Annotated in this window: 8 protein-coding genes and 1 pseudogene; 6 read left to right on the top strand and 3 right to left on the bottom strand. The window is 74.1% G+C overall.

Features of this window, described 5'->3' with window-relative positions; translation table 11 throughout:
* Nucleotides 1–32 precede the first annotated feature (32 nt).
* Nucleotides 33–908, bottom strand: a complete 876-nt coding sequence (locus HAV39_RS14465; protein ID WP_191839728.1) for an IniB N-terminal domain-containing protein — start codon at nucleotides 906–908, stop codon at nucleotides 33–35.
* 290 nt (nucleotides 909–1,198) lie between these two features.
* Between HAV39_RS14465 and HAV39_RS14460 the strand changes: the two genes are divergently transcribed.
* From HAV39_RS14460 to HAV39_RS14435, 6 genes and pseudogenes are all read left to right on the top strand, one after another.
* Complete coding sequence (locus HAV39_RS14460) at nucleotides 1,199–2,479, top strand: Hsp70 family protein (protein ID WP_191839727.1); 1,281 nt, start codon at nucleotides 1,199–1,201, stop codon at nucleotides 2,477–2,479.
* A 50-nt stretch (nucleotides 2,480–2,529) separates the two neighbouring features.
* Entirely contained in the window at nucleotides 2,530–5,028 is a 2,499-nt protein-coding gene (locus HAV39_RS43270) for a helix-turn-helix transcriptional regulator (protein WP_203736236.1), read from the top strand.
* Between the two features lie 230 nt (nucleotides 5,029–5,258).
* Nucleotides 5,259–6,473, top strand: coding sequence for a serine hydrolase domain-containing protein (locus tag HAV39_RS14450; RefSeq protein WP_203736237.1), 1,215 nt, complete (start codon nucleotides 5,259–5,261; stop codon nucleotides 6,471–6,473).
* 142 nt (nucleotides 6,474–6,615) lie between these two features.
* The gene (locus HAV39_RS14445) at nucleotides 6,616–8,463 is read left to right on the top strand and encodes a hypothetical protein (protein ID WP_191839725.1); all 1,848 of its coding nucleotides are present in this window, start codon (nucleotides 6,616–6,618) and stop codon (nucleotides 8,461–8,463) included.
* Between the two features lie 164 nt (nucleotides 8,464–8,627).
* Nucleotides 8,628–9,086, top strand: a pseudogene (locus HAV39_RS43625) (SigE family RNA polymerase sigma factor); the annotation flags it as partial.
* A 1,266-nt stretch (nucleotides 9,087–10,352) separates the two neighbouring features.
* Nucleotides 10,353–11,084, top strand: coding sequence for a hypothetical protein (locus HAV39_RS14435; RefSeq protein ID WP_191839723.1), 732 nt, complete (start codon nucleotides 10,353–10,355; stop codon nucleotides 11,082–11,084).
* Nucleotides 11,085–11,154: 70 nt separating this feature from the next.
* Here the strand turns inward: HAV39_RS14435 and gntF are convergent, their stop codons facing one another.
* Together gntF and HAV39_RS14425 are read right to left on the bottom strand one after the other, a co-directional pair.
* Nucleotides 11,155–12,465, bottom strand: a complete 1,311-nt coding sequence (gene gntF, locus HAV39_RS14430; protein WP_239120546.1) for a guanitoxin biosynthesis pre-guanitoxin forming N-methyltransferase GntF — start codon at nucleotides 12,463–12,465, stop codon at nucleotides 11,155–11,157.
* Nucleotides 12,462–13,874, bottom strand: coding sequence for an FAD-dependent oxidoreductase (locus HAV39_RS14425; RefSeq protein WP_191839722.1), 1,413 nt, complete (start codon nucleotides 13,872–13,874; stop codon nucleotides 12,462–12,464). Before HAV39_RS14425 ends, gntF begins: the two co-directional genes overlap by 4 nt.
* Between the last annotated feature and the right edge of the window lie 20 nt (nucleotides 13,875–13,894).

The raw sequence follows: 13,894 nt of genomic DNA, 5'->3' as shown, positions 1-13,894 counted from the left end.
TCCAGCCGGTTGTGCATCCGTCGAACGCCTGGTCAGAGCAGGCCGTCGGCCAGGCCGAGCACGCCGCTGCCGCCCGCGTGCGCGTCGCCGCTCAGGCCGAGGTCGCCCGTGACGTGGCCGACGCCCAGCGTCGAGCCGAGGTCGGCGGTGACGTCGGTCGTCGCGTGCAGGGTGCCGTCGAGCAGGCCGCCGACCCCGCCGTCGCCGCCGAGGCCGAGCGTGCCGTCGAGGCCGCCGGTCAGGCCGCCCGTGCCGCCGAGCACGCTGTCGAGCTCACCGGTCACGCTGCCCAGCACAGGGAGGTCGCCCAGGCCGTCGACCACCGAGGTGACCGAGCCCAGCGTCGCCTCGACCGGCTGCAGCGGCCCGCCGTCGCCGCCGACCGGCAGCGGCCCCGTCGCGGGCAGGCCCGGGATGGTCAGGTCGGCGTCCAGGGTGCCCGACACGTCGTGCTCGGACGTCAGGCCGACCGTCGCGTCGCCGGTGCCGAAGGCGGTGCCCGTTCCGGTGCTCACCAGGGCGGGCGCGAACAGGCCGCCGCCGAGGGCGGACAGCGCCGGGGCGGTGGTGACCGCGCCGAGGGTCGCGAAGTTGAGGTCGCTGTTGGCCGAGTGCGCCCCGGCCGGCAGCAGTTCGGCGAGGTGCTGCAGCTGGCTCACGGCGGCGGCTCCGTCGGTGGGCAGGGTGTCGAGCCCCAGGTTCTGCGCGAACTGGACCGGGCTCGCGATGGCCTGGGCCGGGGCGAGATCGGCGACCAGCGGGATGACGTCCTGCACGTCGGCCGGGGTCAGGTCACCGAGCCCGGCTGCCTGCAGGCTGCCCTCCGGGTCCAGTTCGAACGCCGCGCGGGCCTGCGAGTCCGTGATCAGCTCCAGCACGAAGTCGCGCAGCGTCTGGTGTCCGTCCATGGTGACGGCCTCCTTCAGGGGTGTCGGTGGTCGATCCGCGGTTCTTGATCGGCTCCGACCGTAGGGTCCGCCGGTGCCGTGGGGCGTCGGGGACGCGACCCCGATCGCCGCGGCACGGGGCCGGGGAAACACCCCCCTCGGGCGTTAGGGGGTTAGGGGATGCCTGTTCGGTGTGATGTGGGACCCGTTCGGGAGGTCGGCTGTAACGAATGGGGGAGCCAGGACGATACACACGCCGTGGACCTCGCCGGGGCCCACCGGGGCGGTGCCCCGAGGGGGGAGGGAGTCGGATGTCGTACGTCCTGGGGATCGATCTCAACGGCACTCACCTGAGCGTCGCCAGATCGAGCTGCACAGGCTGGACGTGGGGCCCGCCCGAGCCGGTGCGGCTGGGGGCGAACGCCCACACCGTGCCCGCCGTGCTGCGGGTCGCCGCGGACGGCGCGTTCTCCATCGGCGACCAGGTCGCCGAAGGTCCCATGGTCGACGGCCACCGCATCGCCCGCGGTTTCGTGGAGCGGGTCGGCGACGACGTGCCACAGGTCGTCGCCGGGGAGCCGTGCCTGCCGCACACGCTGACCGCCGTGCTGGCCGACTGGGCCGTCGAACGGGCACAGGCGCAGACCGGCCACCGCCCCGAGCACCTGGCGATCAGTCATCCGGCGGCCTGGGGCGAGCACCGCCGCGGCCTGCTCCGGCGGGCCCTGTGGGACACCGGGCTCGGCGAGGCGACGCTGCTGCCCGCACCCGTGGCGGCCGCGACGGCACACCTCGGCCGCGAGTCCGGCGGCCGGACCCTGGCCGTGCTGAGCATGTGCGGCAACGGGTTCGAGACGTCCGTGGTGCGCCGGACGCCGACCGGATTCACCATGCCCGGCTGGCGGCAGGGCGTCGACCCGCTCGGCGGCGACGACTTCGACGAGGCGCTGGCCGAGCTGGTCCGGGCCCGGCTGACCCGCGAGTTCGGGCGCGGCTACCTGCAGGATCCGCAGATCCGCTTGGCGCTGCTGGACCTGCAGTCGGCGTGCGCCAGGGCACGGCCGGCATTCACGACCGCCGCGCAGACCGAGGTCCTGGTCCCGCTGCCGTTGGGGTTGACGGCTGTGCCCGTGGGCCGGGCCGCGTTCGGCGAGGCGGTCCGCCCGATGCTGCTGCTGCTCGCCGACACCCTGCTGCGCACCGTGCGCGACGCCGGGCTGCGGCCGGACCAGCTCGACGGGGTGCTGCTCACCGGTGCCGCCGCACACCTGCCGCTGCTCGCCGAGATGATCGGCGAGCAGTTGCCGGGCGACGTCGTGGTCTGCGCCGACCCCCAGCCCACGGCGGCCATCGGCGCGGCACTGGTGGCACAGCGGCTGATCTCCGCGGCCTGGCAGGCGCCGCGGGACGAGCCGCGCCGGCACGCCGCCGCACCCGACGACCCGGGCGACGACGGTCCGGTGCCCGACGGCGGCGGCGTCGCCTGGCACGAGCCCGCCCCGCCCCGCCCGCCCGTGCGCATCACCGACCTGAGCCTGCCCAGGAGCAGGTCGTCGGCGATGTTCGCGCAGGCCCGCGGCCGGGTTCCGTAGCCGGTCCGACCACCAGACCGGACCGCCCGCTCCCTCAGTAAGGAATCCCCGTGCCCCGCCCGCGCGCTATCCCCCACTCCCCCGTCCTGCCCGGCGACGTCCGGGACTTCCTCGCCGAGCAGGCGCCCTTCCTGGCCGGCGTCGCCGTGCAGGCTCCCGGCGGGCACGGCAAGAGCACGGTGCTGCGCGAGCTGGCCCGCTTGCACGGGGCCGCCGGCGTCACCGTCATCGATCACCGGCTCGACCGTTCGGCGCCACGCACCCCCGACAGCGTGCTGCTCGTCGACGATGCGCACACCCTGGACGCCGACAGTCTGCGTGGCCTGCGTGAACTCCTCACCGGCAATCGGTGCCGGCTCGTGGTCGCCTACCGGCCGTGGCCGCGCCCGGCGGCGTTGGCGGAGCTGGCCGACGTGCTCCGGCGCCACGGCCCGCCGCTGGTCCTGGGCCCGTTCAGCGAGGAGCGGACGTCAGCCCTCCTGACGGCGGTGCTCGGCGACGCGACGCCGGCGACCGTCCGTTTCGTACACGCACAGACGGGCGGCGTGCCCGGACACGTCGACCGGCTGGCGCGGGCACTGGCCGGCGCCCCGGACCACCGGCGGGCCGTCGAGGCGGTGGACCTGCCGGCCGCGGCGCTGGCCCCGTTCGCCGCCGAGCTCGACGACGCGGGACCCGACGTACGCCGCCTGCTGCTGGCCGCCGCGTCGGGGGTGGACCTGCCGCTCGCGGTGGCCTGCGCGCTGCTCGGCAGGACCGCCGACGAGCTGGATGCGATGCATGCGGCCGCGCGCGCGGCGGGCCTGCTCGGGCCGAGTGGCCGGCTGTCCCCGATCGTGCGGCACGCGGTCGTCGCGCACAGCCCGACGGACCTGCGGGAGGGTGTCTGGCAGCGCCTGGCCGAGATCCAGCTCCAGCGCGGCGTCGCGGCCCTGCCCGTGGTCCGAGTGCTGCGCCGGGCCGGTCTGCCCGACGCCCACCTGATCGGACCGCTCGCGGCAGCCGCCGACGAGGTCCTGGCCGACGAACCGGCGCTCGCGGCGGACCTGCTCGCCGCCGCGGCGGCCGCCGGGGGCAGGGCTTCGCCGGCCCGCTGGGCGCGCGCAGCCGCGCTGACCGGCGACCTCGACGCCGCGCTGCGCCTGGCGGACCGGGCCCTGGCCGAACCGGATCCCGCCGTACGCGCCGAAGCCGCCATGGTCACCGCGGCCGCGCTGGCCCACCGCGGCCAGCTCGGCCGCAGCGCCGACCTGTACCGCTGGTCGGACACCGACGGCGCAGCGGCGTTCGCGGCGATCGCCGCCACCGCGACCGGCCGCCCCGAGCTGCTCGACGCCGCCGCCGACCAGCCACCGGCGGCCCCACCCACCCTGCTCACCAGCGCGTCCGTGCTCATGGCCCGAGGGTTGAGGGAGACGCTGTCCGGCTCACCGACCGCCGCCCTGTCGTCGCTGACGCAGGCCGCGGCGCTGCTGGAACCCGCCGGCCGGGCCGAGCTCGTGCCGGACAGCCCGGCCGCGCTCACCGCGGTCGTCGGGCTGCACTGCGGCGAGTTCGACCTCGGCAGTTCGGTGCTGGCCCGCGCCGTGCAGGCCCGCGTCGGCGGATCGCTGCTGACCCGGCGCCACCGGCTGCTGCAGGCGTGGATCCACATGACGCGCGGGCAGACCGCGGCCGCCGCCGACATCCTCGACGCCACGGCCCGCCACGGCACCGCGCTGGAACCCCGCGACCAGCTGTTCGCCACGGCGCTGGAGGTCGGTGTCGCGCGCCGCGACAGCGACCTGCCCGCACTGCTCCGCGGCTGGGAACAGGCCCGCGAAGCCCTCATGCGGCACCCGGTGGACCTGTTCACGCTGCTGCCGCTCGGCGAGTTCACCGTCGCGGCGGCGCGGGCAGGTGAACCCGGCCTGGTCCGGGAGCATCTGCACGAGGCGCACCTGCTGCTCGACCGGCTGGGCAACCCGCCGCTGTGGGCGGCGCCGCTGCACTGGAGCAGCCTGCACGCCGCCATCGTCGCCGAGGACGAGACCGCCGCCGCAAAGCTGGTGGCCGCGCTCGCGCGGGTGCGGCACACCCGCTTCGGCTCCGCGGTCGCCGGCGCGGCCGAAAGCTGGTGGCAGGTGTGGCACGGTGTCGTCGAGCTGCCGGCCGTCGAGACCGCCGCCCGGGGACTGCACGCCGTCGGCCTGCCCTGGGACGCGGCCAGACTCGCCGGGCAGGCCGCCATCCGCACCGCCGACCGGCGGACGATGACCACGCTGCTCGACTACGCCCGGCTCCTGCAGCCGAAGCCGGACCGCCCGGCCGCCCCGGACTCCGAACCCGCCGCGGCGCGACGGTCCGACCGGGCCCGCGACGCGAACCCGCTCACGGCGCGCGAGCAGGAGGTGGCCGACCTCGTGCTGGCCGGACTGACCTACCGCCAGATCGGCGAGAAGCTGTTCATCTCCGCCAAGACGGTCGAGCACCACATGGCCCGTATCCGCCGGCGTCTGGGCTGCGCCAGCCGCAGCGAGCTGCTCGCACGGCTCAGGTCGGCGGCATGAACCCGCCCTGACCCCGTGGGTCCGCGGAAGTCGTCGGTCGATCACCATCCAGGTCGGCACGGTTCCGCCCGGCCGGCAGGCCCGGCCCGCATCTGCAGGAAACCCTGCCGGGCGGTCTGGCATTTGATGTACTCGGTGCAGTGGTGACGAGGCATTCGACCCCTCGACGGCCATGTTGCGACGGGGACGGGGGTCCTGACATGCGACGGTTCAGCGCAAGCGGAGCGATCATGTCGCTCGTCGCCGTCACGGCCTTCGCGGGCGCCTGCGGCTACACGATCGGCGAACCCGCGACCTGGCGCACGCCCGCCCCGACGCCCGCATACGCCGCGCAACTGCAGACCACACTGCAGAACATCATCAACGACATGCGGGTGCCCGGCGCGGTCGTGATGATCACCTCGCCGGAGAAGGGCGACTGGACCCAGACCTTCGGCACCCGCACGGTCGACGGCGGCGGTCCCGTGACCGTCGGCGACCGCTTCCGGATCGGCTCGAACACCAAGACCATGACCGGCACGGTGCTCCTGCAACTGGTCCAGGAAGGCAAGATCGGCCTGGACGACCCCGTGTCGAAGTACCGGCCGGAGGTGCCCGACGGCGACGCGATCACCATCGCGCAGCTGCTGGACATGCGCAGCGGGCTCTACAACTACTCCGAGGACGAGCAGTTCAACGCCCAGCTCGACAGCGACCCGCGCCGGGTCTGGAAGCCCGAGGAGCTGCTCGCCATCGCGTTCGCCAAGCCTGCGTACTTCGCGCCGGGCGCGGGCTTCCACTACTCCAACACCAACCTCATCCTGGCCGGCCTCATCGTGGAGCAGCTCACCGGCCGTTCCTTGCAGGACGAGTTCCAGCAGCGGATCTTCGGCCCGCTCGGCCTGGGCGAGACGCTGCTGCCCGGACCGACCGACGCGGACATCCCCGCGCCCCACCCGCAGGGCTACATGTTCGGCACGAACGTGAGCACGCTCGCCGACCCCGCACTGCCGCCGGCCGAGCAGGCGGCCGCCGACGACGGCACCCTGCTGCCCAAGGACGTCACCGTCAGCAACCCGTCGTGGGCGTGGGCGGCCGGCGCCGCGATCTCCACGGCCGCGGACCTGACCAGATACGCCACAGCGCTGGTCAGCGGCGGGCTGCTCGACGCGAAGACGCAGCAGATGCGGCTCGACAGCATCCAGCCGATCCAGACCCCGGCGCCGTTCGAGGTCGGCTACGGCCTGGCGCTCGTCCGGTTCGGGCCGCTGTACGGCCACGACGGCCAGATCCCGGGCTTCAACTCGTTCATGGCCCACGACCCCGTCCGCAAGGACACGGTCATCGTGCTGACCAGCCTCTTCGCCGGACCGGACGGCAAGCAGCCGGCCAACGAGCTGGCCATGGCGATCATCCAGGCCCTCTACGGGATGGCACCTGCCCCGTCCGCCTCGCCCAGCCGCTGACCCCCGCCGTCCACCGTCATGCCCGCAGACCCGTTGGCGGGCAGCGGATGTCGCCCACTGCCACTAATCTCAGCGCGTTGATCACGCTGAGGGGAGCCGCGCCATGGGTTTGTGGGCCGCGTACGTGGTTGTCGGATCCACCGTGGCACCCGCTGACCCGAATGGCTGGGAGCCGGGCGCCGGCACCGTCGACGGCTGGTCGGCCTTCATCACCCGCAGCGCCGATCCACTGCACCCGGCAGCACCGTGGGCGACGGTGCCGGGACCGATGCTGACCGCGTCCGTGCTGGACAGCGACGTGGCGCTGCTGATCGGCTGGGACAAGGGTGAGGAACGGTTCCGCTGGCTGTTCAACGAGGCGGCCGGTGCCGATTACGGCGTTCCCGGCAGCCGGGCGGAGGAGCCGGACGAGCAGACCCAGGCCGCCGAGCGCGTTCCCGTCGTGGCGGCGATGCTGGCGTGGGCCGCCGAGGCCGGGCTGACCGGGGCTGAGCCGGACCGGCTGGACGACATCCTGTCCCGCGGCTACGTGCTGGCCGAGGACGGACTGTTCGCGACCCTGGCCGCGCTCGGGGTGATCCCGCCCGGCGGCTACCTGTACCAGGCCGAGCAGGCCGAACAGACCGGCGACATCCTCGAACGCCCCGAGTTCCAGCACCTGGCGTTGGCCCGGTCCGCCGCCGGAGGCACCACACCGGAGCAGCCCGCCCCGATGTTCCTGGCGACGGCGATCGACCACGACGGGCCGGCGTGGGCACGGTTCGTCGTCCGGCACGAGCTGGAGGAGTGGGGCCGCCCTGGCTGCCTCGTCGCGGCCTGGCAAGAGTTCACCGCCGGCGCCACCACGTTCGGCTCGTGGACGTTCTACCTGACCGGCGATCCGGCACTGGTCCTGTACGGCTGGCACGGCACGCTGGAGGCGGCCTCCGGCCTGCCCGGCCACGGCCCCTGGCTGGCAGTGCCGGGCGAGTGCACCGACATCGACAGCGCGGTCGCCTGGGCGCGCGCGCAGGTGGCAGCCGATGCGACGCCTGCCGCCGCCCCGCCGCACCGAGGGCTCGTCGAGACGGAGCTGGCCGAACAGCTGCTGGGCATGGACATGACGGCGGCCTCGCCCCACGCCCGCGCCGCCGAGCCCCGGCTGGTGTGCCAGCTCTTCACCTATACCGACCTGGCCGAGCACATCGACACGCTGGCGGACTGGCTCGCCGACGCGCGGCGGCTGCTGATCGACCCGGTGCTCGCGGCCTACGGCCCGGACCGGATCTGGCTGGCCGCCACCGGCGACGGCGCCCCGCCGTACGGGGTGTCCGCGAGCATCGACGCGAAGTCGGTCAAGGGCCGCTGGTCGCACAACGGAGCCGGAGCCGCCCAGTGGAACCGCGCCCTGAACCGGCTGCGATCCGGTCAGCTGCACTCCCTCGGTTTGCGGCTGGACCGCCTCAACGGCGAGGGCAGTAGATCGAGCCACCACCGCGGCATCGGCGTCCACGTCGAGTTGCGGGACCAGTTCACCGAGGCCACCGGCCCGCTTCCCGACGGCCACCCGGCCACGATCGTGATCAGCGCGGCCCGGTCACTGCTCGACGAGCACGTGCCAGGCGGCACCGCCGCGGTGGTCGACCTGCTCCAGCGGGCCGCGCTCAGGTTCGGCGCGGTCACCGGCTACGTCCACGGCTCGGGATCGGCCGACTCCCTGCAGTCGCCGTTCGAGCGGCGCGGCACCGCGCATTGGCGCAAGCAGCGGCTGGACACGATGAGCCGGGGCGTGCACTGGGGCAACCTCATCGGTGCCGGGCACCTGGCCGCGATCGGTGGCCTGGACCGGCTGGAACGGCTGCTCACCGACGGCCGCGTACGCCGTCTGGAACAGTGGTCGACAGAGCCGCAGCTGTGGTGGTTCGAGCTCACCGACGACCCGTTCGGGCCGGTCAACGCCCACGCCGACACGGTCGCCCCGGACCTGCGGGAGATCATCGCGTACGGGTGACGCCGAGGCGACGCCCGGGTCCTGCGGCGCGTCGCCGGGGTCTGGTCCGGCCGCAGGCCCCGGTAGCATCACCGATCCTTGACGGTCCGCGCGCCGGGCGATAAATCGGCGGGTGAATCACCAACCTGCCGACGGCCAGCCGCGTGTTGGTGGGGAGGTGACGGATGGACAGGTACGACGGCTTTCACGACTTCGTCGTCGCGCGGGGTGGCGCGCTGTCGCGCACGGCATACCTGCTCACGGGTGAGCATCACGCGGCAGAGGATCTGGTGCAGACCGCGCTGGCCAAGGCGGCGGCGCGGTGGCGGCAGATCGTGTCGCAGGGCCAGCCCGAGGCGTACGTGCGCCGCATCATGATCAATGAGCGGATCACGTGGTGGCGGCGGCGACCGGCCCGGCCGGTCGCGCAGGTGCCCGACTGGGCGGGACCCGACGAACCGCACCAGATCGTCGACCGGATCACGCTCGGGCAGGCACTGGACACCCTGACCCCGCGCCAGCGCACCGTCGTCGTGCTGCGCTTCTACGAGGACCTGTCCGAGGCGGAGACCGCCGACGCCATGGGCTGCTCGATCGGCACGGTCAAGAGCCAGACCCACGTGGCCCTCGGCCACCTGCGCCGCGCGCTGCCGCTGTTCGCCGAGCAGGCCGGCCAGTACGCCGACGTGGGCGCCGCGCTCGCCAAGGCCGGCCGGCGGCGAGCCCGCCGCACCGCCGCGGGGGCGGCGTTGGCGCTGATCCCGTTCGTCCTCGGGCTCGTGGTGGTGTACACGTCGCTCGGCCCCAGCCCGGTGCCGCCACCGGTGACGGGTACGCCGTCGCCCACCGTGACGGCAGGCCCCTCACCGGCGACGCCCACCGGCGCGCCGCCCCTGCCGACCAGCGTCCCCGCGGCCGGTGCGGCGCTGCCCGACCTGCCCGCGGACCGCGGCGTCGGACGCGCGTCCCTGATCCGCGTGAACCGCTTCGACGACGGCGGCACGACCCTGCAGATCGCCACCACGTCCGGCTGGTACCGGCTGCGGATCCCGGTCGACAGCCCCGAACTCCTGCTCTCACCTGACGGCCGCTGGCTGGCCTGGATCGGCCACGACCAGCAGGCGGAGATGCGGGACCTGACCGGCACCACCCAGCAGCGCCTGCCCGGCCGGCCGCTGCGCTGGTCCCCCACTGGCAACTGGCTCGTCGTCCAGGCCGAGAACAACGCCCGCCCGCAACTCGTCCCGCTGGCCGGCGGCAAGGCGCGCCAACTGGCGGCGACCACCCGCTGGAACAACGTCAAGGGCGTGCTGGACTCCGGCGAGGTGCTGCGCGGCACCGATGCCAGACCCGGCCGGAGCAGCTTCGCGCTGGCGATCGAAGATCCGGTCACCGGCCGGACCCGCCAGCTCGACGTCGACCTGACCACACTGCTCAAGCCCGACGAGCACGCACTCGGCATCGGGGACCTGCCGGTGATCGTCCCGCTCACCGGCAGCACCGCGGCGGTCCAGATCCAGTACCAGAACAACTCCAACGCCGTCTCCTACATCGAGATCTCGCTGGAGGACGGAGCCGCAATTCGACGGATTGACCTGAGTGGGCGCGCTGAGGCCGACGAGCGCACGTCGCCTCCCTGCTTGAAGGGCCGCGATCTGATCTGGAGCGACGGCCGCGTGCTCCGGCAGTCCGTGTACGGAACGACCGCCGACGGCCCAATGCTGGACATGCCCCATGACGGCTTCAGCTACCTGCTCGCCGGCTGCCGTCGGGAGGCTGCTTACCAGGAGTGACGCCGACTGCGGACGGCGGACGCCTTGACACGCGTCCGCCGTCCCGGCGAGTTCTGGGATGTCGTCACCGGTCGCCGGACATAGGCTGACCGGGCCCGCCACCCGGAGAGGCCGCCCGTGACCGCGCTCCCCCATCCCCTGCTGGATCCGCTGGCCAACCTGGACATGCAGGGCGCGCAGTTCGACTGGGACGGCTACGACGTGCTCCGTCTGGACGACCGCTACCGGCGGCGGCACCTGCCGCTGCTGCACGAGGCCCCGCGGCCCCGGCTGGCGGGCGACGACCTGTCACCGGCGGAGTACTGGCCGCCGATCAGATCCGCGGTGATCCCGATCGACGACGCCGCTCTGCGCGCCGACGCCGACGTCGCCGCGTTCCTCGACGACCTGCGCGCCGCGCTGGGCCCCGCTGTCTGGTGGCCCGGCCTGCGGCTGCGCGCGGGCCTGCTGCACACGACCCTGGCGCCCGGGCTCGGCCCCGAGGCGGCGCTGCCTGACGGGCCGCTCGCCGCGATCCACCTGGTCGTCCGCGGTCCGTGGCTGGGCCGTTTCAACACGGGGCGCATCTACCTGCCGGTCCAGGCCGCCGACGCGGCCTCGGCAAGGCAGCTGGAGGCGGCGCGGGTTCGGCTGGCGGCCGAGCATCGCCCGCTACTGGCCGGCTACCTGCAGCTGACCGGCGACGTCCGCGGCGAGCGGTACGCGGCGCTGCGCGGGCTGGTCCGCCGGTATCAGGCCCGCATCCAGGTGCCCGTCACACCGGCCGATCTGTGGCTGATGGACACGATGGACGACCTCGTCCTGCGCTCCCGCGTCGCGCGGCGCGTGCCGTTCGCCGCGAAGACCTGATGCCTCGCGCCGCTGCCGGCATGACGGGCGTCGCGCAGCGCCTCGGCGCCGAGCAGTGCCGGAGGCGGTGTCATCCCTGGTCGGGTCGCGTTCGCCGACGGGCCCGGCAGAGCACGATCGCCGCGTAGCCGTGGGCGTCGTCCTGGGCCGTGTGCCGGACCTCGATCGACCCTGGTTCGAAGTCGGTCCGCAGCACCGCCTGGAGGTCGGTTTCGTCGATGTCGGCGCTGGGAAAGGCCCTTCCGGCGACGGTGTAGCCGCGGCACCGGCGCAGGGCGGCGGTGACGAACAGGCCGCCCGGCCGGACCAGTCCGCTGATGTGGCGCATGAACAGCTGCCACGTCGCTCGGTCGTCGGTGGCGGAGTCTGCGCAGTAGGCGCTGATCACCGTCGTGTAGCGCCGGTCCACCGGGCGGGGGTGCCGGGCGTCGACCTCAAGCAGCTCGGTGATCTTCACTCGGGTGAGGTCCTCGCGGGCTGCCAGGTCTTGGTCGGTCGGGTGGCTGACGCCCTCGCACCGCAGGGTGTGGCGGACGAACGGCCGCCAGTCGTGGGCGCCGGGTTCGCGGTCGATCCACCGCCGGATCTCTGCCAGGTTCGCGGGCAGGTAGTCGCCCAGGTGGATCTCGGACGCCACCTCGGCGGCCGCGAACACGTGGTGCAGGGTGGGTCCGACCCCGAAGAACAGCACGGGCCGGCCGCGTTCGGCGTGGCGCATCGCGTCGACGAAGAACGCGATGGTCTCGATCTCGTCCGGTTCGACGGTGCGGTAGTAGCCGTCGAGGTAGTCCTGCGGCACCCAGTCGGTGTCGAACGACGCGTACCTGCGGCGGCGGCGCTCCAGGAAGGCGCGGGTGAGGCGGGCGAGGCCGTGTTCGTACAGCGCGGCCGCGAGGTTGGCGCCGCCGAGGAACACGAGCGCCTCGCGGGAGGTGACCGAGTCGCTGAGGACGGCGGCGCCGAAGGCGGCGGCGTAGTAGGGCGCTTCCTTGGCGAGTTCCGCGGTCGTGTACCCGGCCGCCGCCGCCAGCCGCGCGGCGCGTGCGCTGCCGGTCCTGCGCCGGGTCAGGTCGTAGGCGGCCTTGGACAGCAGGTTGGTGCTGGTCCCCGTCGTGGTCAGCAGCGTCTGGTTCGCCTTCAGACTGGCGTGGAGTCCGTGGCCCCAGCACGCGTAGCTCGCCGCCACGAACACCAGCAGCCACTGCTGGCCGACGTCCGCGAGCAGTCCGGAAGCGACCATGCAGACCCCAGCTGCCGCCGCCACGGCGTCCAGCGCGTAGGTCGACGCCACGGTGGCGGCCAGCGTCACGGTCCAGGCCTTGAGCTGCCGGCGGCTCGCCCTGACCGCTCCCGGCGGCCGTGGAGCCTGCGCTGTCGTCACGGCGAGCCGCCGATGGCGGCGAGCAGTTCACGTCGGCTCGGCCCGGCAAGAGGGTGGTTCGGGGCATGTGCGCCGAGTTCGGTGATCCGCTCGGCCAGTCCCGGTTCGGCGAGGACCTCGTCGATGCCGGCCAGCAGGGATCCGAGCGCCAGGTGGGCGCGGGCGACGTCGGGGTCGGTGCGGGCGGCGGCGAACATGGCGAGGCTGAACGCCCATTTCGGGTCGTCGGCCTGATACGGCAGCCCGGCGGCGTCGGCGTCGAGTTCGGCCAGCCGGTGCCGGTCGTACCACAGGGTGTTGCGGTGCAGCGGCTGCACCGCGGTGCTGGTCCACTCGTGGAACCGGCGTGCCGGCTTGTCGTGGTCGTCGGGGTCGGTGGTGCGCAGGACATCGCGCAGGCCGATGGCGTGGAGCAGGCCGATGGTGGCACCGCGGCCGAGGGAGGGATTGGTGCAGGCCCACGAGTCGCCCACGGCGACGACTCCGGTGGCGACCGGCCGGCCGTCGGCGACGAAGCCGCGGTAGCGGTCCTCGATGCCCGCGATCACCTCGACCCCGGAGATCGTTTCGCCGTCGCGCCAGTGCGCCGCGTCCGGATACCGGGCCAGGGCCGCGTCCCAGCGGGCCGGCTCCCGCAGGGCCCGCATCGACCGGTCCCGGCTGCTGGTGACCAGCGCGACGCTCCAGGTGCCGTTGTCGGCGGGCAGCGTCAGGATCGACATCGACTCGTGTCGTTGCAGCAGGTTGGTGCGGCCTTCGGGCAGTGCCCCGGTGCGCGTGCGGAAGTGCCGTGCGAAGTAGACGAAGCCGCAGTCGGCGCGCTCCTCGGCGGGCCGTCGGGCACCGATGGCCTGCAGCCAGGACGCGAGGGCCGAGCGGCGGCCGCAGCAGTCGACCACGAGGTCGGCCCGCAGGAGGCGGCCGCCCTCGGCGAGCACCCCGGTCACGTGCGGGACCGGGCTGCGGGTGGCCGGGTCGGTGAGCAGCCCGGTGACCGCGACGCCGCGGTGGACGGTGATGTTTGCGGTGTCCGCGGCGACGGCGGCCAGGGCGGACTCCAGCACCGGCCGGCGTGCGGTGACGGTCTCGAAGCGCTCGTCGCCGTCGCGCCACGGGCCACGTTGCGGCAGCATCGCCAGCAGGTTCGTCCGCACCCCGCCGGCGGCCTCCAGCACGCGCAGGACCTCGGGCAGTTCGCGGTCCATCTCGGCCCGCCACCGCGGCAGCATCAGATGCGGCAGGCGGAACTGGTTGACCCCGGGCCGCTGCCACGCCTCCCACGGCTGCGCTCCGGTCGGCGGCTCGGCCGGATCGCGCTCGACGACCGTCACCTCATGGCCGTCACGGGCGAGCAGCAGGGCGGTCGACAAGCCGCACAGGCCTGCGCCGAGAACGAGTATCCGGGCCATCGCGCACCTCCGGGTCGGCG

Origin of the sequence: Catellatospora chokoriensis (assembly GCF_011297315.1) — a bacterium.
GTDB classification, from domain to species: domain Bacteria; phylum Actinomycetota; class Actinomycetes; order Mycobacteriales; family Micromonosporaceae; genus Catellatospora; species Catellatospora citrea.
The sequence above is the reverse complement of the archived record's forward strand: the minus strand, read 5'-3'. Positions and strand labels throughout refer to the sequence as shown.

Excerpts from the sequence above, each read along its gene's own strand:
- HAV39_RS14465 (WP_191839728.1), bottom strand. The coding sequence starts at position 908 with ATGGACGGACACCAGACGCTGCGCGACTTCGTGCTGGAGCTGATCACG.
- HAV39_RS14460 (WP_191839727.1), top strand. The coding sequence starts at position 1,199 with ATGTCGTACGTCCTGGGGATCGATCTCAACGGCACTCACCTGAGCGTC.
- HAV39_RS14450 (WP_203736237.1), top strand. The coding sequence starts at position 5,259 with ATGTCGCTCGTCGCCGTCACGGCCTTCGCGGGCGCCTGCGGCTACACG.
- HAV39_RS14425 (WP_191839722.1), bottom strand. The coding sequence starts at position 13,874 with ATGGCCCGGATACTCGTTCTCGGCGCAGGCCTGTGCGGCTTGTCGACC.